The organism is Paenibacillus sp. V4I9 (assembly GCF_030817295.1).
Lineage (GTDB): Bacteria > Bacillota > Bacilli > Paenibacillales > NBRC-103111 > Paenibacillus_E.
The window spans coordinates 3,254,755-3,275,982 of record NZ_JAUSZE010000001.1; the positions used below are offsets into that span (position 1 = coordinate 3,254,755).

17 protein-coding genes and 1 pseudogene are annotated in these 21,228 nt (G+C 40.3%); 1 reads left to right on the plus strand and 17 read right to left on the minus strand.

Going from position 1 to position 21,228, the window contains the following annotated elements; genetic code table 11:
* Positions 1-94 precede the first annotated feature (94 nt).
* Positions 95-988: an AraC family transcriptional regulator gene (locus QFZ81_RS15145; RefSeq protein WP_307603357.1), complete on the plus strand. Its 894-nt coding sequence runs from the start codon at positions 95-97 to the stop codon at positions 986-988.
* Between the two features lie 33 nt (positions 989-1,021).
* Here the strand turns inward: QFZ81_RS15145 and QFZ81_RS15150 are convergent, their stop codons facing one another.
* The 17 genes and pseudogenes from QFZ81_RS15150 to QFZ81_RS15230 all read right to left on the minus strand — a co-directional run bounded on the left by QFZ81_RS15150 (position 1,022) and on the right by QFZ81_RS15230 (position 21,185).
* The gene (locus QFZ81_RS15150; RefSeq protein WP_307603359.1) at positions 1,022-2,791 is read right to left on the minus strand and encodes a type 2 periplasmic-binding domain-containing protein; all 1,770 of its coding nucleotides are present in this window, start codon (positions 2,789-2,791) and stop codon (positions 1,022-1,024) included.
* A 137-nt stretch (positions 2,792-2,928) separates the two neighbouring features.
* Positions 2,929-3,828: a carbohydrate ABC transporter permease gene (locus QFZ81_RS15155; protein WP_307603361.1), complete on the minus strand. Its 900-nt coding sequence runs from the start codon at positions 3,826-3,828 to the stop codon at positions 2,929-2,931.
* A gap of 27 nt (positions 3,829-3,855) precedes the next feature.
* The gene (locus tag QFZ81_RS15160; RefSeq protein ID WP_307603363.1) at positions 3,856-4,812 is read right to left on the minus strand and encodes an ABC transporter permease; all 957 of its coding nucleotides are present in this window, start codon (positions 4,810-4,812) and stop codon (positions 3,856-3,858) included.
* Between the two features lie 802 nt (positions 4,813-5,614).
* Positions 5,615-6,206: pseudogene (locus QFZ81_RS15165) on the minus strand (YdeI/OmpD-associated family protein).
* Between the two features lie 49 nt (positions 6,207-6,255).
* A complete protein-coding gene (locus QFZ81_RS15170) occupies positions 6,256-6,807 on the minus strand; it encodes a hypothetical protein (RefSeq protein WP_307603365.1) in 552 nt (183 codons plus the stop codon).
* A complete protein-coding gene (locus QFZ81_RS15175; protein ID WP_307603367.1) occupies positions 6,788-7,471 on the minus strand; it encodes a hypothetical protein in 684 nt (227 codons plus the stop codon). Before QFZ81_RS15175 ends, QFZ81_RS15170 begins: the two co-directional genes overlap by 20 nt.
* Positions 7,472-8,925: 1,454 nt before the next feature.
* On the minus strand, positions 8,926-10,092 hold the full coding sequence (ltrA, locus tag QFZ81_RS15180) for a group II intron reverse transcriptase/maturase (protein WP_307603369.1): 1,167 nt from the start codon (positions 10,090-10,092) through the stop codon (positions 8,926-8,928).
* A gap of 249 nt (positions 10,093-10,341) precedes the next feature.
* Positions 10,342-10,530: a hypothetical protein gene (locus tag QFZ81_RS15185; RefSeq protein WP_307440050.1), complete on the minus strand. Its 189-nt coding sequence runs from the start codon at positions 10,528-10,530 to the stop codon at positions 10,342-10,344.
* 1,790 nt (positions 10,531-12,320) lie between these two features.
* Positions 12,321-13,088: a nucleotidyltransferase family protein gene (locus QFZ81_RS15190; protein ID WP_307603371.1), complete on the minus strand. Its 768-nt coding sequence runs from the start codon at positions 13,086-13,088 to the stop codon at positions 12,321-12,323.
* A 1,874-nt stretch (positions 13,089-14,962) separates the two neighbouring features.
* The gene (locus tag QFZ81_RS15195; RefSeq protein WP_171688075.1) at positions 14,963-15,394 is read right to left on the minus strand and encodes a DUF6326 family protein; all 432 of its coding nucleotides are present in this window, start codon (positions 15,392-15,394) and stop codon (positions 14,963-14,965) included.
* A gap of 119 nt (positions 15,395-15,513) precedes the next feature.
* A complete protein-coding gene (locus tag QFZ81_RS37340) occupies positions 15,514-15,684 on the minus strand; it encodes a hypothetical protein (RefSeq protein ID WP_171688074.1) in 171 nt (56 codons plus the stop codon).
* 747 nt (positions 15,685-16,431) lie between these two features.
* Positions 16,432-16,908, minus strand: a complete 477-nt coding sequence (locus tag QFZ81_RS15205) for a DUF6980 family protein (protein ID WP_373463775.1) — start codon at positions 16,906-16,908, stop codon at positions 16,432-16,434.
* A gap of 229 nt (positions 16,909-17,137) precedes the next feature.
* A complete protein-coding gene (locus tag QFZ81_RS15210; RefSeq protein WP_307603375.1) occupies positions 17,138-18,265 on the minus strand; it encodes an NADH:flavin oxidoreductase in 1,128 nt (375 codons plus the stop codon).
* A 325-nt stretch (positions 18,266-18,590) separates the two neighbouring features.
* Entirely contained in the window at positions 18,591-19,046 is a 456-nt protein-coding gene (locus QFZ81_RS15215) for a DinB family protein (protein ID WP_307443127.1), read from the minus strand.
* A 91-nt stretch (positions 19,047-19,137) separates the two neighbouring features.
* Positions 19,138-20,145 carry a phosphotransferase enzyme family protein gene (locus QFZ81_RS15220; RefSeq protein ID WP_307603377.1) on the minus strand — a complete coding sequence of 336 codons (1,008 nt, stop codon included), beginning with the start codon at positions 20,143-20,145 and terminating at the stop codon, positions 19,138-19,140.
* A 103-nt stretch (positions 20,146-20,248) separates the two neighbouring features.
* Positions 20,249-20,791 carry a hypothetical protein gene (locus tag QFZ81_RS15225; RefSeq protein ID WP_307443123.1) on the minus strand — a complete coding sequence of 181 codons (543 nt, stop codon included), beginning with the start codon at positions 20,789-20,791 and terminating at the stop codon, positions 20,249-20,251.
* Between the two features lie 103 nt (positions 20,792-20,894).
* Positions 20,895-21,185 carry a hypothetical protein gene (locus QFZ81_RS15230; RefSeq protein ID WP_307443122.1) on the minus strand — a complete coding sequence of 97 codons (291 nt, stop codon included), beginning with the start codon at positions 21,183-21,185 and terminating at the stop codon, positions 20,895-20,897.
* Positions 21,186-21,228 lie beyond the last annotated feature (43 nt).

Here is a 21,228-nt window from a genome sequence, read left to right on the forward strand (position 1 = left end):
CTAAAATAATACTGATATATGATATCGCTGTCTTGCAAGATTATGCATATTTAATAGTACAATACTGATATTTATTAAACGGAGGTCTCCCGACATGAATAAAGATATACTCCACGAAAACAGAGTGCATGGGAATATTACATTTCCGATGGTTGTTTATCCGGTAGTCGAAGATGAACGTCATACGTTATTTGATTATCATTGGCATGAGGAGACAGAATTTATTTACTTGCGAGAAGGTTCTGCCGTCTTCTGGTTGGGCACTAGCCAATATGCGCTTCAGGTGGGTGATGCCTTGTTTATTCCTAGCGGGACCATACATGCAGGATTTGTTACAGATTTAACCACTCCTTGTCTAATTTACGCCATTGTCTTTGATTTAAACCTCTTAAGTGGACGAACCTATGACGTCATCCAGAGCAAGTATATAGATCCTTTATTGGAACAAACGCTGTTTCTCCCCAGTCTTCTCCAGCCCCATACATTCTGGGAGAATAATATAATTTCTCAATTGGTGGGTATTGCAGATCTATTCGAAAAGAAACCCGTTGCCTTCGAATTGCTAATAAAAGCCAAGCTGTATAATTTATTCGCTGAGTACATTGCAAATCTACAAGAAACCGCTCCAGAACCACCCATTACAGCCAGCCTCTATAAAATTGAGCGTCTAAAAAAAGTTCTGCAGTTCATCGATGAAAGCTATCCATTACGGATACAAATCAAAGATATGGCTTCCCTGATAGCGATGAGCGAAGGACATTTTTGTCGTTTTTTTAAAGCCATGGTACGAAAAACCCCGATGGAATATATTAATACCGTCCGTATCAACCAAGCCGCCAAGCTGCTCAGTCATTCAGACAAAAAAATCATTGATATCGCCATGGAGGTTGGTTTTGAAAATCCCAGCTATTTCATTAAGTTATTTAAACTGCATAAGAAGTGTACTCCATCTGATTTTCGTAAAACGCAAAAACCTTCCAGCTCATGATAAGCAAGAAGGTTTTTGCTTGGGGAGGAATTTTTATTTTGCTGCCCAGACGGTTTTCTCTGTCTGCTCAAGCTGGAATTTTACAACCTCATCATATCCAAGCCCTTTAGCCTTAGTGAGCATTTGCTCTTTCAATTTGGTATATGCTGCATCATTTTTAGCAAAGACCATTTTCCAAGAGTATTCTTTGATCGTTTTTCCGATTTCACTCTGTTTTTGCTGAATATCGGATGGTGGTGTTAGAGGAGCTGTACCTGTAAATGTTGGTCTATTTACCGCAACCATATTGTTTTTAACGAAATATTCTTTGGCTGTCATTGCACCCATCGCTTCACGCCAGCTCTTAACTACTGGGTTTGTAGGTCTACTCAACGTGCTGCTCCACAAGAGGTAATCGTACGGTTCATTCGTATCTGGATTAATCATAGAGTTATTCAAGGTCGAATTGTTGATTTGGTTCGTACCGTCTTTGAATGTACCACCGCCGAATTCAGCCGGAACGGGCTCAGTATTCGAAGTAAGCGCCTTCCAACCATAATCTGTCACATAGGCTTTGCCGTCTTTAATATCCCAAGCAAGCCCTTTAGGTCCATAGTTCCATTCTACCATGCCCTTGGATGAATACATCCAATCCATGAATTGCATGATGCGGGCAGGATCTTTAGCTTTTGAGCCAATCGCCCACACACGATTACCACCATATGGGTTTAGTCCATACGATTGTACCTTCTCATCTTCGAACGGCACCAACTGCATGCCCTTACCAACAGAGGTATGCTCTGGTGAATTGTACACATTATCGAGCCAAGGGAAATGAGAAAAGAATACTTGACCGTCTTTAAATTTGTTCGAGGCATCCGAGAACTTTTGCGTTAGTGAATCCGGATCGAGCAGCCCCATTTGATTGGCGTCATAATAGAATTTCAAACCTTGCATATAGTAGCTGTTTTCTTCCAACAGGCCTTGAGCTTTGTTTTCGGTGGCCGATGTCAGAATTAAATCACCCGGATTGAATCCATCACCATCCTGATAACCGTTGAATTGGGCTATGACCTTAGCTAGCGTCATGTAGTTGGGATCCCAATCCGACCAGAGTGAAAACCCGTAAGTTGGGCGACCCGTATCGCTCTTCGGCTCCAGTTCCTGCATCTTTTTTAATAATGGTAAATAATCATTTAACGTTTTGATCTTGGGGCTGCCCAGTTTTTGATAAAGATCCCAGCGAATATTAGGTCCAAAAACCATTTCTGCGCCTTCGCTTGGACCGTCACCATTACCTACAGCATGACCTACACCATATACAGCTGTGCCGCCGCCGAATTGTTTTTTATTCGCTTCAACCGCTTGCCCCGCATTTTTCATGATATTCGGTCCATTTTTCTCTAGCAAGCCGTCCTTATTCCAATCCAATAATAAGCCAGCCTTGATTGCATCTTGATAATCTTTACCGTTGGTACCAAATACAACGAGATCGCCCATATCACCCGAAGCCATCATCGTCGCTGTTTTTGCAGCACCGCCCGCTAGGTTGGATGCAATGATGTTCAGCTTGATGTTGAATTTATCTTTAATCATTTTCGCAAACCAACCCGGCTGTTCACCAGCGTAGTTAGCTGTCATCGAGAAGACTGTTAACGTTATTTCCGGCAGCTCTTTTACAACTGGAGCTGTAGTCACAGCTGCGTTATCTGGGCTTGCAGTTGTTTGAACCGCTTTTGTATCTGTAGCGCTGCAAGCTGTTACAAATACGAACATCATGATAAACATTAAAACCATAACCGATCTTGTTCTTCCTTTTAACATACCTTGGAACACCCCATTCAATTATTGTTAGTGAAGCCGCTTGCAAATCCATTTTTTTGCCCATCGTTGCTTTCTCCACGTCAATATCCCCGCGGAATGCATCAACCCCTTTATCGTAATGCAGCTGTTTGTGTTATTTATCCTTTTACAGCACCAATCATAATCCCTTTAACAAAAAAACGTTGAAAGAATGGATAAACCATTAGAATCGGTATCACGACAATCATAGAAACCGTGGTCCGGATCGAAGTCGGTGTCTGCATATTGGAGAGGTCTATATTCATCGCTCCAGTTGTGCTTTTCATAAGCTGGGCCAACGAGGTCGCCTCATTCATATACCGATACAGTATAAATTGCAGAGTGAACAGCCTGTTTTCAGAAACTAAGAACAACGTATCCGTGAAAGAATTCCATTGCCCCACAGCTGCAAAGATCGAAATTGTTGCCAATATTGGCATAATTAAAGGAACTACTATTTTCCAAAAAATAGTTAAGTAACCGGCACCGTCAATTTGCGCTGATTCTTGTAAAGCGACCGGTGTGGATTCAACAAAGGTTTTGACCAGGATGATATAAAATGGTGAAACAATTCCAGGTATAATATAGGCGAGAAAATTATTCGTCAATCCTAAATTTAGCATCGTAATGTACCAAGGAATTAATCCCGCATTGAAATACATGGTAATCATTAGGAAGCGATACCAAAATTTCCTTGCCCACATTTCGTCCTTAGTGAACAAATATCCAAGAAAAGCAGAACCGGCGACTGTGAGTGCGGTACCAAGAACGGTACGTGCCAGCGAAATAAATGCGGCTTTCCCTAATCCAGGCAGCATAAACGCTTGCGTATAATTATCAAGGTGAAAGCCTTTCGGATAAAACATAACCAACCCTCTACTGCTTAGATCATTATTACTAATTGTATTGATAAACAGATAATAGAATGGAAAAATACATGCCAGTGTAAATAATGCAAATGCAGTATAGTTCAGGATTGAAAATAAACTGATTCGCGACTTTATCGCAGCTTCCATCATGTGTGCCCCTCTCTAGGTCATGGTCAATCAAATGATGCTCTCTTTGCGAACCAGCTTCGATAACCCGTTTGCAAAAAACAGCAGAAAAATACTGATTAAGGATTTAAGTAAGCTTACAGCAGTAGAAAATGAAAAGTTAGAATTCAGCATGCCGATATTGTACACATACAAATCAAGTACCTCGATATGCTCTGTGTTAATCGCGTTTTGAAATACGTAGAATTGTTCAAGTCCGTTATTAATGAAATTCGCGATTGTGAGCAACAATAGAACAAAGAATGTTGGCATTAAGCCAGGAATCGTCACATGCCACATCTGTTTAAAACGGCCTGCACCGTCTACTCTGGCAGCTTCGTACAATTCTTGATCAATTCCAGTAATGGCTGCGATATACATAATCGCCCCCCAGCCAAGCCCTTTCCAAACTCCCCATAGTGTCATTGTTAGCCATGTATGGTTATCAGATGCAAGGATATTCAAAGGTCGGTCGATGATACCTAAATCCATAAGGAAATGGTTGAGGAAGCCGTTATCTACGGAAAACAACATAAAGGCGAATGAGTAAACCAACACCCAGCTGATAAAATTCGGCAAGGTCGTTATGACTTGTACATACTTTTTAAAGCGCGAGGATCTGATCTCCGTCAAAAAGATGGCAAAAATAACGGGAAGTACGGATGTCAGGATCCCTAATGAGCTCATGGCCATTGTATTGCGTAGAACGCGCAGTACTTCTAAGCGCCGGACTTCGTTGGAGAACATCGTCTTGAACCAATGCAGTCCCACATAGTTGGAGTCCGCTAGCGGGATCCCCGGACGGTAATCATAAAGGGCATAAATCCACCCATAGAGCGGTAAATATGAAAAGATGAAAGCCAGAATCAAGAAAGGTAATGCCATCAGAAACAATGTGTATTTTGACTTATTTTTATTTCGCTTTCGGATCTTTGGTGTCCGAATAGCCGGGTTGGTATCAGCTTGCATTCTTTTTCCCCCTTTTAATTTCGTTTCTAGATGTCCCTCAAAAAGAAAACGTTTGCATGAAATAACAATATATCCACCATCATTTAATTTTTTCTAATACACCCCTTTGTTGGCCTCTTATCCCGAGAGGAAATTTGATATTTAATTTCCCTTTAATTACAATAATAATGATCTAATAGATTACTGTCTTGTATGATTTTGCGCAATTTATAATACAATACTGATATTTATACGCAAATAATGCATAATGAATCAGGTTATTCTTCATGAAAGAAGAGTACATGGGACTCCGCCAATTAAGCCGATAAAAAGTAATCTCCCTTATTTACGTCTTAAAAACTCAGGTGTGGTAAGGCTTTTAAATTATGAAATTCATTCAATTAGATAAAATTTTTTAATCATATCAGTAACGCCCTTGGAATGCGTTCTTAGCCCATCATTAACAGACTAGGCCATTGACAGACTAAAGAGCGTTGCGCTCTCACGAAAGGTTGTGCAGCCATGAAATGGATTATTAGGTGGTTCAAACCGAAACCAGTGATTGTAACGGGGTACATCCGACTGCACGGCACTTGGTATGTGAAACATGAGTAGAAGTGATGGCAGCATGAATAGGGACTGCATGCGACGACGATCCACAAGAAGTAACGCCAGAGTAAGCCCTTCGGGGCTTTTTTTACATGGCATGGATGCTAAATCGCGGAATCGTAAGCTCCACAGCTGTAGCGTCGTTCCGAACGAGTAAAATAGCGTCAGCATTATACTACAACTTTCTTTTCTTAGCTGGTAATGCGTAAGCCTGTTAATCATTTAATCCCTTTCCATTGAGAATTTGCTATACATTTTTCAACCCTTGACACCCGAGTCTTGGATTGTTTGGGAGCAGAAAAATAAAGAATGTATGCTCTTTGCCGTCCCGGCGTCAATGCTTCAAAAGCAGTTTTCAAGGCAAGGATTTCATCGAATTTATTTTGAAATTCTTCAGGAATTATGAATTCTGTATTCTTTTTAAAATTCACTTCCAAACCGGCTTTTTCAACTTCAATGGCTTCATAAATATAGGCTTTCAAGATGATTTCCATTTCAACTATTTCTTGAACATTGGTGAACCGAATCTGGCGCGCCGCCTGTACATTCTCCGTTTGTTGGATTAGAATCCCATGGGCATCCTGTAACAAGGCACCTTTGTGAAACAGAAGCGCACAATATTCTTTAAATCCATGTATTAAAACTATGTTTTTTTCCTCAAACGTGTAACAAGGATGCATCCACTTAAATTCTTCGGTCAGCTCACAGTCAAGAACGATATTTCTCAACTTCTCATATTCTTCCTTCCACTTTTTAGCTTTTCTTAAAAATCCATCAACCTTAGGATTCATTCTACTATTTGTCATCAAGGAACCACTCCTCTTCAATTTTTCGATCAGCAGCAGCTAAGTGTATCTATTTCATTTTTGCACTCCAAGGCATTTCCTGTTCCCCGACACCTTTAATCGGTTTCTGTTTTGCAAGCCCGACTTTACTAGCGTAGTAATCCAACATCCCAAAAACAGTAAACCGATGAAACGCAGCATCGAATGACGGTTCATTTCGAGCTTCTGGTCTAATCGGTCTAAGAGTAATTGATGCTCTTCCCAAACCATCTCCATGCTCATTTACTGGCACGTCAAATTTGATGAACTCATTAAACCCATCTGCCACTGTATCAATTGGAGTATTAATTTTGACGCTCCACTCACCTTTATGATCTGTTATACCGTTTGCAGCGATATTCCCATTACGATCAATGACAATTAGACGAGCATCAGGTATTGGTTTAAATGATTCATCACTAAAAGGTTTATCCTGCGTTCCGTATCCATCTAACACAGTAGAAACTTTAAAATTCATGGTTGCTTCAACCATGTCTCTTGCCAGACTTGCTTCAACGCTATCATAAGCAGACAAAATAAGAACAAACGCAAGCACGATATATCTAATTAATCGAATAATCAATTTCATCACCCTCCGGCGTTATAAGCTGAAACAGTACCGCTTCTTTCGGATCATCAAGCATCATATTTACCATATTCACCGTTATCACTTGTACGCCATTCCTCTGCGGTCTTCCAACAATCACGACTTGATTTCCACATGTCAGCACTTTTTCTATTTTTGCTTGCATGACGACAACTACAATTTGACCAAGACGTATTATCTGACTTTCGCCTTTTGGCTCTGTTGAACTGTGACCTAATTCTTCTTCCAAACCAATGTCGTGAACAAAATCGTAATACTCTGATGCGCCAGCAGTAATATCTATAAATAAACGGTGCTGAGCGTAATATAAACGATTCGGCACATAACTCCATCTACCACCAGAAACGCTGCTATGCCAGTATGATTTATATATTGGACGCTTCCAATCAGGTTTATCAAGCAGTACCTTATACGGAAGCTGATTGCCGTTTCTGATTAAGTCTTGTGGCTGCTTCAATTTTGACGGAAATGCTCGTTGCCCAAACGGAGGATCAGCAATATCTTTTGGTTCATCCGGCTCTAAGCGTTTTAAGCGTTCAGATAATTTATGTGCATCTTGAGTTTGATCTGGTTTAGCCGTGACAAACGTAGGAAGTAACAACAAAGATGTTATGAGCATTAAAGACAGCAGTCGCGACATTGGTATCACCTTTCGAATCCTGGATACCTATATTTTCCCTTCTATCCCAAGAAATAAACAAAAAGACGCTTTTCAGCGCCTATGAAAACTATGCTTTATTTAACCTTTATCGTGAAATGGTCATAAGGGAGACCACTCTTATCGTGTTCTGGTTCGTTAGGTTCGTACCAATCCTTATTGCCTTTATCCGTTTCTATCCTGAGCATTTGCCGAAAACGCATCCGCAAGTACCGTTATCTAGCCAAAAAAAGCAATACTTCTTTGGACATTGCATCAGCTATTGTTCCTTTCCTTTCAATGAAATTGCTCTTTCCTGCAATGCTATCTACGTGTTGTAACCTTGATGATTCTACTTTCGATTGGGTTAATGTAGAAGTGATGCATTAAATCATAAGCATACAATATCTCGTTTTCCTTTTTCATGTTGTACAAAGAAAATAAAGTATTAGACTACAAGTGTTAATGTGGCGCGGTTTACAAGTTAGAAAATCGCCTGCCTTCTAAAGATAAGTATTAGACTGGACCCGAAAATCAAACATTGGCGGACTAGGACTTGAAAATAAAGTCTTAGACTGGTCACTGTCTTTGATTGAGCTAACGTTCTCTGTTATTTGAACGAATCAGTCTTAGTCTTGCCATATAAGCTCTAAATAGGCCATAAGTTTCCCAATTATGTATCCAGATTTATAAGTTATAACAATTAACGAGCACACAATAATTACTACCAACAGCCATCCAATCATTTTCCGTTTTACAACATCGTGTTTTTTGTGGATTGCTTTCAATGTTTCAACCCCCTTTTTGCTGTAGACAGTCTATTACTTTATTTTTTAGTCTAATACTTTATTTTCCAGTCTACAACTTTATTTCCACCAGACACAAGTTAAAGAAAAGTGCCTTGTTGATACCCCACTGCTTACATTCTTCATTCTTGCTAATCAATTCCTCAATATTCCAAATCAACTCTCCAGTTTTAATGTCATAGGCGTTCATGTTATTTAAGGGTTCATGAGATATATCCCTATTTCCTTTATTAAAAACAACAATCAATCAGTCATTGAATGTTTCGATATAACGAAGGGGTTCAATGAGTTCAACCGTTTTATTGTTCACAATAAGTTGTGTTTCGCCAAGACTATATTTAATCATAGATACACCCCACCCTACATCCATAAAATCGTGCTTTCATTCATTGTTATAAGTGATAAAGAAGCCAATTTAGCTATCGTTTCCGTTAGCGCAATGACCTGATCTCCATTTGCGGTATGATTCACAGTATCAAAACCCAAAGTACAATATTCGTAAATAGTAGGGTAAGACGGGGGATTACTCCCCCGGACTCCCCATCAAACCGTGCATGCGGATTTCCCGCACACGGCTTTCCTTCGTCAGTTCCCCATCTTCAGGAGTGAGTCATCTTCACCCGTCACCGGGCTGCATATTTCACAACTGAATTAGAAACGTGTGGTGAGTAAGTTTGTTAGAAATACCATTCCTGCCGATTCCAACACTTTGTTGGGTATCAGCGAATTAGAAACCGTAGATTTCTTTTTACACATAAAGGCTCGCACCCTCATGCGCGTCCATTCGTCTAACCGTTGAAACTTCTTCTTTACATTCCCTATGCCGAAGTAATTACCAAACCCTCGCACAATTTCATTTAGTTTCTTGAGCATTCCATCAAGGTTAATCCCTTGTTGCCTGCGGGTGATCTTACGGACTTTATCTTTGTATTTCTTCACTTTCGTGTCAGGTACAATGAGATATCCCTTCCAGAAGTCGAATCCAAGAAAGCGAAATCCATCATCGAAATGTACAACCTTCGTTTTCTCAGGGTGCATTCGTAGTTGTAATTCGTTTTCCAGAATGGTCTTTGCCGCTAGGTATGCCTCTTCAGCCTGTTCCTTTGTTTTACATAGAATGACTGCATCATCCGCATACCTTACCACTGCAAAACCTCTCTCCTTCATCCCCCAGTCGAAATGGTTCAAGTACAAATTCGCAAGCAATGGCGACAAATTTCCGCCCTGTGGAGACCCGATTTCCGTTTCATGGAACTGATCATCTTCCATGAATCCCGCCGTTAGCCATCCGCGAATGAGCGTCAGTACTTTTCCGTCGGCGATTCTCTCATGTACTTTCTCCATCAGTAATTCGTGTGGAATTTCATCGAAGAAAGACATAATGTCCAGGTCAACCACATATTCGTATCCGCCGCGTTTCGCGCGTCGAATCGTATTCACTGCTTGGTGCGCCGAGTATCCTGCTCGAAAGCCAAAGCTATAATAGTAGAAGTCTTTCTCGAAAATCGACTCGATGATCTGGCGTACCGCTTGCTGACATACGCGATCTCGGATTGTAGGAATACCTAACGGTCTTAATTTCCCATTCTCCTTCTCAATGTAATGACGTCGCACAGGGTCAGGCTTGTACCGCCCTTGTTGCAATAACCTTTGGAGCTCCCTCAGGTTCATACTCACATTCTTCTCGAACATGGCAATGCTTACGCCATCGATTCCGCCGCTTCCTTGATTCTTCCTCACGGATAGCCATGCTTCGTACAGATTTTCTATTTGGTACACTTTATCGATCAGGGAGTAATATCGTCGTTTCGGTTTCATTGGTGTTTCACCACCTTTACCGCTACTCACCAAACTGGTCTTGTTTCCGCTACAGATGATCGATTCCTTGCTTGTTCCACGGGCGTAACAAATGCGTCTTAGTCTCATTGTCAATCACTCTGTTGGTCCGCCGTGTACTCAGGTCGCCAGTAGTCCTTATCCGTTGGCGTTCTTCGCCATTGGCGGGACGCACCCACTTGGAGCTACTCTCGTTGGTTTAAGGCGCTTACGATCTCCACTCACGCAAACTCACAGATTTTGACGAAGCACGTCCCCTTTGCCTCTGTCTTCCCTCTTTTGAAGCGGAAGCAGGTTATGCGACTGAGTCTTCTTTCTCGCGCGCATACTCATCCGAGTTTTCCCCTCCAGACTGTTACCAGCTTTCATCGGCTCGGACTTACTCGCTATTACGGAACGATCCGCCATCTCGCAGCCCATTGATTCGGCTTTCCCTTTAAGGTTATACCTCCCCTACCTTGTCCGCGTTTGCGTCAAGGAAGCTACGAGACTTCCCTCAGTTATCTGCACATTCTATTCCATCCATCCTGACCCTAATCACGTCGATGAGCCTTGCAGGTCATATCCCTTTGTTTGTTTCCCTACAAGATATACATATTTGCATAAGTTTCCCCGTTTGTTTGGCGGGTCACCCAACATCGCCGCCACCTCTGGTTCACCGCATTCCGGGCTGGATTTTGCCTGCAGGCCCTTCGGATTCCCTCTCACAAGAGACACCCTGCCAATCCTAACCCTGCTGGATTAGGACCTCTACTTCGGCTACGGCACTTTAAAGGGTAAAGTTACCGAGTGGATTTGAACCACTTAGATTGTGCGACTGTGAGGCGCACAAACAAAACCACTCCCAATGGAGTGGTCAGCCGAACGATAGAGACTTTGTCGATAGTCTGAAAGTCTTGGGATACTCTTTTTATTTCTTTACTTCACTTCAATTGGAATATAATAATCTGCTTGTGAACCTGAATCCCATGAAGTGGTTAAATGAATGATTGTAATTCCTTTTCCTGAGTCTTCCCCAATTTTAATTACATTATTTTTGATTGAATATGAAACTGTAAGACTATGCCAACCATCCTGATGTTTGTTTATCTTTCCATAGTTCATGTTATCTGGTTTTGGCTTGTAGTTGCCAAAATCAATGGATATTTCCGAATTAGGGGAAACAACGACTGGTTTATGATTTTTAATAATTTCGTCATAATCAACATTTACGTCAACGACCGATTTCCAAGTGTGTGAACCTAAAACAATTGGGATTTCTTTCTCATCAGTTGTAATTTTGAATTGGCGGCTGATGACCCTTAAGTTCTGGTTTAGAAAACAAATTAACTACCACAAAACCTGCAACAATAATCAGTGGTACTAGAACAACTAAGATAGATTTTTTCAATGTTATACCTCCGTTTGCATTCTTACCATAACATTAAACGACTTTATCTGAATTTTGTTCCTATCCCCTTGTTGGAAATAAACGGTTAATTCTTCTTGCTATTATCTTGCCAGATTGCTGAGCGAAGGCTGTCACAGGGCAGCCCTTTCGTCACTTCACTATCAAGTATCCGTTAGTTTAATGGGCAGTTCATTCTGTAATTCTAAGGTCTCTTATAAGTTCCTTAAATGGAGTATCATAGGAGTCTTTATATTTCATAATGTGTTTTCTAAATAAAGACCAATTTCTTTCGAGGAATGGATGTATTTGAGTGGTATTAGCAATAGTATTGAGTTCAATTAAGAAATAAGGGTTTCCCAAATCAAAAAGTCATCATCTAACTTAAATAACATCTCAATAACATTTGGAATGTAGTTAAACGCTTCTTCAGGGGACATTTCCTTAATAATCGATTCAAAAGAATTACTAAAATACCATTCATCGCTATCTAATTTGTTTTCCCAGTCAATATATATGTCCAATAAGCTTTTATCCGTTTTAATCACGTCCCAAAGTGCGATTTAGCTATACATTATCATATTTTCTTTAACTAAGCTGCCCTTTAGTTGAGAAAAGGCAGCCGATCATCTGGCCGGCCGCCTTCATGCTTTATTGATTTAACTATCGTTACCCGTTAGCTCAATAGTCTTATGTTTTAATTAGAGTCGCTGCTTATAGTTGTGAGGCTTGCCGAACACCTAATGCAGTGACGTCCCGACGGGCTTAGGGGGCTGGATGTGGTCACTCGCTTCTCAGAGTGACCCGGAGCGTCAATATGGTGTTAGCCGAAAGAAGTTCTGGAAGCAGCCATTGCATTTAAGGCGTTCTCAAAATAGCTAAATACTTCATCTGCAATTCCCAGAAACTCTTCAACAAGTACATTACTATCTAAGTAACAAGCATACAGATAATCAACTAAAGCGGAGTCAATCTCACAATAGTTTAATATGGCAGTCTTCATCTTAATAATGTCATCTTGCCATACATCTGTATCTTCTAAAACCAAAGAGTATAATGCACGAATTAATCTCTTAGAGTAACCTTTAATATATCTAGTTTTCATTGTGTTATCACTAGCATTAGAAAGTAAACTATGTATACGATCTACTTCCTCCTTGGTCTCTGTATTTAAGGCTAAAATGAACTCTGGAGAAATAATTATGGGTGGTACTTTTTCACCAGCGTCATGACCATATACGCAAACACAAATTATCTTAACCCAAAAACCCCACTCATTTGGTTTACTTAATACATCGTCAATCGAGCAAATTATCGTATCAATCTTAGTTACTACTGGATATTCTTCCAAAAGCCTATCTTTAATATTTGTCAATCTTTCGTAATCAATATCTTTGGGATTTACACATACAATAGTAAAGTCTGCATCTGACTTAAAAGGTATAGCAGTTCCTTTTGGAATCGAGCCACACATATAAATGCTATGAATCTTACCTTTAAATTCAGTAAGTATATTATCTATATACTTATCAACAAAATCCTTATATTCACTTTGTATTGCAATTCTATTTATAACTTTTTCTAATATCATATAGACTCCTCCTAAATTAAGAACTTCTTTCGGCTAACGTTCTGGTATTCACGAGCCCGAGAGGCTTAAGTGACCGTAGGGAACGGGTCGTCAGACTTAGCCTCGCAGGGTTGTCCGGCTGCCACGCTTCCCCGAAATCACTCTGCCGGACCGAGGGCGTCAGCCCGAAGCGTGAATATGGTGTTATCGGACGGTCTCGCCTTCATTGAGTTACCTTCAAACTGTCTTTCGTCTTCTATCGCTCTTAGGACTCAATTTCTCTCTTAATCTTCAATCGCTCTTCTATCTTCTATTGTCTTTTGATCTTCAATCGCTATTCTATCTTCGATTGTCTTTTGATCTTCAATTGCTCTTCTATCTTTAATATTTCTTGATCTTCAATCGCTCATAATCTTCAATCATTTTTCGTCTTCAAATGTCTCTGATTCTGGATCTTAATCTGGATCTTGATCTTAATCTGGATCTTGATCTTGATCTTGATCTTAAAATGAGATTTTAAATCGAATTGCGAGACTGTCCGATAACCGTCTTATTTACGAATTTCGATAATACTTCCATTTTAAGCAAATTGACGACCTTCGTAAATACATAACTGGTGAAAAATAATACGCTTTCACTGTATGCTCTAAATATGTTCTACCTTTAAGTCGATCGTAGGGATCTCTGTCCAGACTGGGAATCTATTAGGGCCATAATGTACAAATGCATTATGAACTGGGATGTCTTTGGTCGGTTCTGTAAGGATCGATTGTTGTAGAAACGACCGGAGCTGCTGCATACAGTTATTTTAACGACATTTTCTTTTTCAAGATATGGAAACGAATGTTGCTTATAACATCGAATCCGCTATGCCGCCTTCATTACATCTGTAAAATGAATTCGAGTCCAAAACAGTATTCCGTATCATTTTCGTTTTGTATCTTAAGATCGCCAAATGCTCAAAATCGTGTACACAGTGATTGTCTTAGTCGATTCCGCTGCCAAGCGCACCAAAGACAGCCGATCGTTTCCTTCCGACTGCCTTAGTGTGTTTATTGAACTTTCATGCCCTTATCTCAACGAAAATAGAGAAAACCAAATACTAGGACATTAAGTTGTATTGTATAATGAAAAAGTGACACTCAACTTGTATCCTTTAGCAACAACGGGAAAGGTATCATCTTTTCGTCCATTTTCGGCGAACAATACAACTTCTTGTCTTTTGCAAAGGACAAGAAGTTATATCCATAAATTAAAAAATCCGCTCTAATCGCGGATTCTAATCGATATATGTTCTTGTCCTCTTACAATTTAATATATTGTTACGCATTATATGATGTGTATTTTCGATCATCAAAATAATAAGTTCTAACCGCCCCCTGACTGCTGCTGTTTCCCAATGGTATTTTTGTGTCAATCTTTGCAGCAGCCTAAAAGTCAAAGGCAGTTGTCTGCTTCATTCAACTATCGTTCTTCGTTTGTTCAATAACGTAAAACAATCTACTTAGATATGTATGTTTGGTGTTTTATTATGAACTCGGGGTGCGTTACATACTCCATGTAATCTACCAAAATCCAAATAAGCCTGATAACGCAACAGCTACCTCAACTAACAGGTCAGCTCGATCCGAAGGCACTGGAGCCATTCATGCCATGGTCAGCTTCGCTGCCAACGCATTGCCGGCTAAATTCTTAAACAGTAGACATTTCTTCTCCCCCATCCCGAGGTGGGGGTTGTTTGATATTCATTTTTTTCTTGATAGCCAGTTTTTCGCATACGATATGCAAAAGTTGCGACTATGTCATCATCATTCTTCTTAGTAATGCCCGAAACCCGCGTTGCTAGCTATCCTGCCTAGGCCACTTCCATGCAGTAAAGATAATTAGTAACGTAATTACCGTAACGAAGAAGGCCATTTCCATGCATACCAGATAATTAGACACAGAAGAGCGACTTCTACAACAGCGCCAAACACCATGTGCACCCAAGCCTCTCCTGTCAAATTAAACAATGTATAGGGAATATACACCGCGGCAATAATGATATTTGCCCAGCGACTTACTTTTGCCGGCAGGGCAACAGAAAGGAAAATCATAAGAGCTGGAATTGTTACCGAAATCAGTGCTATCAATAGAAAGACATATGAAATGTCAAATATAAATATTTTTCCTGCCAGAATACCTTCTATTTTGCCCGGCATATATAAGGCGAAATAATCAACATAAATATAGAGAAACATAAAACTCGCCCACAGCGTAGCAATCTTCAGTTTCGAACTGACTTTGATGTCTTCCAGTGCATTTTGTGCTTTATTTTGTGTATTCATATTAATCTCTCCTTTAAGGTTATATGGTTTCTCTTGCCTACAACCTTAGTCTAAATGAGAAGTATAAACACCCTCGAAAGCAATTCTAAAAATTTTCTAAAATATAACATTTTGAGGGTTCATGGGTTTTGCCGCTCATCAACAAGTCCATCCACATCCATTGGTGGTTTTCCACTCACCTCAAAAGCAGCCAATTGTGTGCTGCCAGTCCTAATATGAGATAATACTACTTCGGCTAATAATTGATCATGCTCGTCATTCCAGGAGTCCTCACGTTTTTTATCACCCAACTCTAGTCACCTCTTTCTACTACTATTTATTAGAATTCTTACCTGTAATATTAAATTTATTCAAAGTTAATGCATAAAAGACCCTCCAGCACCTGAAAAACAATCTAGCAGCTCAAATACGCTCACGTATGAAATTTCCTGCCGCTGCCGATCAGCGGTAATAAAACCGATGTGTTTGGGGGTAGTGTTGTGTCAATCTCCTTTTTTGGGGGTATATTTGTGTCAAAGGAAATGGACACAAATATACCCCCAATCAACCGAATATACAAGTAAAATCTGGAAGTTGATTGAGGGTGGTTTTGTGTCAATCGACATGTTTTTATTACGTTCTTAGTCGTGTGTAGAATCAGAAAGAGTAATTTCTTCAATGACAGCAATAGCTTTTGATTTCGATAAGCTTATGTACTCAATAAATGTAAATTTGTGTCGCATGCTTCATTAATATATAAATTCCGTGATTTTATTCGTATCAGCATACGTATGTTTGTGTCGTCTAAAAGTGCGTCTAAATGTCCTCTAATATTCTTTCAATGGTCCAAAACTCGGAATCTTTTGTTTGGATGTATCGATTATCACGATAATCATCTTTGTTTATGACTTCCATATTGCGTTGTAATCTAGCTAGATCATCTCGCAATTCTTCAATATCATCAGGAAGTATATCGTTAGATTCCATCATCTCGATTAAGCTGAAGACATTTTCAGTCTCAGAAATCCAACTGTGTTGTGCTAACGTTATTCGTTAGTTTAGTCAGACTTTAGTTTAAGCCACCATTCATCCGTCTCAAATTCTTTGGGAATCTCTTGTTCGGAGGTTTCTTCATAACCTAATCGTTGAAGTGTATCCCACCACAAATCCCTCTTTGAAGTAGGAAGTAACTTCCCACACCAAGGACAATTGCTGATTGAGATAAATGACGTGCCTCCATCTTTTATCGGTATGCCATACTCATCATATTTCTTATAATGAATTATGACTACATCGGCATCCTGGTACGGGTCCACACCTATTCCAGCCGACAAGTGGTATGCCATCTCAACGCAACAATATCTCGATGCATCTATTCCCTTATGAAATGCAGTCTGTTCCATTACCCATTCACTGCATTGAGTACATTGATGAAAATGCTCAACATGTTCTTCATATTCTTTTGTTTGCCAAACTGCTTGTTCCAACGGCGGTTGATATTTTGCATAGTTCGTTTTATAAGTTTTACAATCCATGTAATCCACACCTGCCTTCACCTATAACTCGATTATATACCACCCAGAGCAAAAACTCCCTCAATTAAACTGCCCGTTAGTTCAGAAAAGGCCACCGATCAATTCCGCCCTCTATCGCCAATTGCAGGAATTGCTATAACACATGTTAAGTCGTCAAACAAAAAAACGGGCTCTCCCACTAACTCGGAGTGCCCAATCATATAAACAAAAGGTTAGAATTACAGCAGAATCAAGATAGCGAACGCAGCGCTTCAGGGGTGAAAGGCTTCAGCTCGTCAAGCCGGCCATCGCGGACCTTAGCCGCCCATGCCGGATCAACCAGCAGCGCACGGCCGACTGCAACCAGATCGAACTCTCTATTGTTAAGCTTGTCGGTCAAGGTATCCACGTTCGCCGTACCTGCGTTTTCCCCTCTAAACGAAGATAGAAACTCATTATCCAGACCTACGGAGCCCACAGTGATTGTAGGTTTGCCGGTTAATTTTTTAACCCAGCCTGCGAAATTCAGGTCGGAACCGGCGAACTCCGGTTCCCAGAAGCGGCGGGTCGAGCAGTGAAATACATCAACACCCGCTTCTACAAGCGGCGCAAGGAATTTGGCCAGTTCATCCGGATTGGCTGCCAATTTCGCCTCGTAATCACTTGATTTCCATTGCGATATCCGCAGTAAGATAGGGAAATCGGGTCCTACCGCGCGACGGCAAGCCGCAATAATTTCAGCCGCAAAACGGGTTCTTTTCACAAGGTCTCCGCCATAGCTGTCGGTGCGCTGGTTCGTTCTCTCCCAGAAAAACTGATCGATCAAATAGCCGTGGGCGCCATGAAGCTCAATCCCGTCAAAGCCGATTCGTTTGGCATCCGCCGCCGCTTGTGCGTAAGCGGCAATAACGGAATCGATCCTTTCCTGACTCATCGGCTCATTGACTTTTTCCCCGGTCGCGAGATCCAAGCCTGAAGGTCCGATCGGCAGCTCCTCCGGGTTCGGAACGGCTCCTACCTTACGGTCCGTGCCGATATGCCATAGCTGCGGCATAATCAGCCCGCCGGCTTCATGTACTTCCGCGACGACGCGAGCCCAACCCTTCAGCGCTTCCTCCCCATGGAAATTCGGAATATTCGGATTATTGGTGGCAGCCGGATCGTTGATCAGGGTACCCTCCGTAATAATAAGCCCTACACCGTTATCAGCACGGCGACAGTAATAAGCGGCCACATCAGGACCCGGCACTCCTCCTGGAGAGAAGGCTCTCGTCATTGGAGCCATGACGACCCGGTTCTTTAGGTTCAAAGTTCCAAGCTTGGAGGACTCGAATAAAGGTCCTAGCTTGGAGGCAGGTTGGATTTTTTGATTATTCATTTTAGCATTACCTCCATTATGAATAAATTCTGGTTTCATAAGCCTTGCCACTTAAACTGTCATATAAATTATTACAGTTATTGAATTTACTATACCATACTTTTTCCAAAAGCACTACTTTTTACTTACTGTTTTCTGCATACCGCAGCTGCGGTTCTTGCGTCGGTGTAGAAGGAAAACAAAGTATTAGACTGACCCTGAAATAGAAACAGCGACAGTCATGGACAGGAAAATAAGGTCCTAGACTGTCGCTGTTTTATTCAACTAACGTTTTCGTTAGTTCAATGACAATCCCATTCCGAGTAATGGTGATTATTAGGCCCTGTTAGAGCCTCGCGAACGTGATGTAATCGACTTGGACTGGCTCTGCCGATTCGATCCGAAGTGCCCGGTTGATCTGTCCCCGGTGATATTGCCCATGTAAGAGGACCTGCAACAGGATGACCCGGACGGACGTTCGGAACGGAACCCCGCTCTGGTTCGCATAGTCGATCATCTCGTCCAACTCGGATTCCTCGAGCCCTTCGATATAGACGCGATATTGCTCGGCGTTTTCTTCGAACATCGTCCGGATCGCCGTCAGGTCTTCCGCTTCCTCCCACAACGAATATTGCGCGCTGCCCTTGCCCTGCAATCGGGACAGCCAGACTCGTTCCGCGACCGCGACGTGCCGAACCAGCTTCAGAAGGTCCTTGTTTTTCGTCTCACTCTCCTCGAGCGTGTCCAAGATGCGTCCGTCCGCCCAGTACAGATGGTCCATCATGCACTTGATCGTCTTCATTTCGGTTTCCCCTCTTCGTCTCATCGATTACTTGAACCTACTGTTCCCGTTAGTTCAATAACATATGGTTTAGCATTTTGAGTATATTTCATTAAATAAGAGATACAAGTTTTTCCCCACGTTTTAAATACTTAGTTAGATGTTCTTTTAGGAGTATATCTTCATTATTCTTTATTAAATTTATTGTTTGAGCAGTAAAATTCCAATTTAAACAACCTGATAACCATAGCAATGAAGGGAGTCTGCTAAAATCACTTTGATTAAGAATTTCTTTTGCCTCATAACCGCGTAAGACAGCCTTTCCAAGAGCAGGAGACATTTCATGGGAGCCTATTCCATGAGGTCGTGAATACCATTTTATTAGCCATGCTAAGCCCTCTACTCTATCCGTGTAAGTGATTGACTCAAAATCAACGATTCCAATGATTTCACCGTTACTATCCCACAGTATATTTAGATTGTTTAAGTCACTTTGAACTATGAACTCCAATGATTCAGATTTTGCTTTTTCTATATTATATTCTACAAGAGATATGTAGTTTTGTAACAATTCGTCTGTTCTTGCCGTAAACTTGATTGAGCCTAATTCTCTACGAATCATTTCAAGAAATTGTTCTGAACCATAAACATGGGATTCTTTTGTAAAGACCTCACTTTCAAATTTTACTGATATGTCGTGAATCTTTCGTGCCAGTTTACTAAATTTTTCTGATACGGACTCAGTACAATGAGTAATATGTTCACCTTCAATCCACTCAAACAATACGAATCTCCATTCCTTTTCCCCATCATTAACCAAAGTAAATGGTTCATTATAAACAGTTGACCGATGTTTCATAAAAGGAATTCCAGATTCACGCAGATAATTGCAATATTTAATTTGTTCTGTAAGAACTTCATCCGTTAATTTAACAAATACGCTAATTTCATATCGCTCATGGCTAGTAAATCTTGCTGAGAACGACTTTTCTTTTAAATGAATTTTAAAATGTAAATCCCCATGCCAAGTATTCAATTGAAGCTCTTTTTCGACAACCAAATCTTCAGGATTATATCCATATTGCTTTACTGCCACTTGAAGTAACTTAATGTTATCCATAACTGAAACACCTTCCTCAGCTTTTGCTAACTTAGTTTTACATTACCATAAGTTGTTAGTTCTGCTAAGGTGTTACTCAACTAAACTGCCCGTTGAATCTCGTCTAAATCTCTATGTTATTTATATTATGCATTATTTTTTCAACCCAACTGACGTTTAGGAAATTTTTATTATGTGCAAGTAGTTCATCCATAAATGCTCGTGTTTTACCAATGATCTCATTTAAAAAAACTTTTACTTCGACAGGTTGTTTCACCCAGGGACCGTTAATATAGTCACTTAATGGTTTAAGCAATAAAGCACCTTGCCCTGCTTTCTTTTCTGATATTATATGACTAATAAATACTTGTTCACCACATTTTTGAATTTCTATCCACGAATTAAAAGAATCAATATCATTGATTATTACAAAGTCAGAAGTTTTGGAAATTATCATTGCTGCTTCCGATATTTGCTCGAACCATGTTGATAGCAAATCCAAACCTTGTAAATCAGCGGGGATTGGTAAATATGGTATACACCCATAACTACATTCTTCATTACACACCAACTCAAAGTAACCTGAAACACTTCCACCATATTCAAGTTCATCTAAAGTTGCATCTGATTCTTCAGAGTCAAATGTAATTAAATAGTTGATTTTCATAGTTACACTTCCTAATATCTATGTTCATTCATTATGTTAGCAAATCAACTGGAAACGGTTCATGGTATTTATTGAGTTCTTGTTTTCCTTAGAAATTGTGATTTCATTTTTTCCCTAAGCTTGATAAAGCAAGAAGGTCTTTTTTTAGTTCTGAAACGACATCATCATGATTTTGGAACTGTTTTGTATTAAACATAAATGTTCGTTCCGAATCAATTTCAATCGCGTAAAAGTCATATGTAAAAACAGGTAAGATTGATACTGATGCCATAAATTCTTTAAATGACAGTGCATATTCAATCTTTTTATCTCCATACTTAACAAAACTATCAATAACAACTCCGTCTATTTTTAAAATACATTCATCTACTGTTTCCCGTATTACATCGAGCATTTGTTATCACCTTAAGTGTTATTCGAGAAAATTTATACCTCGT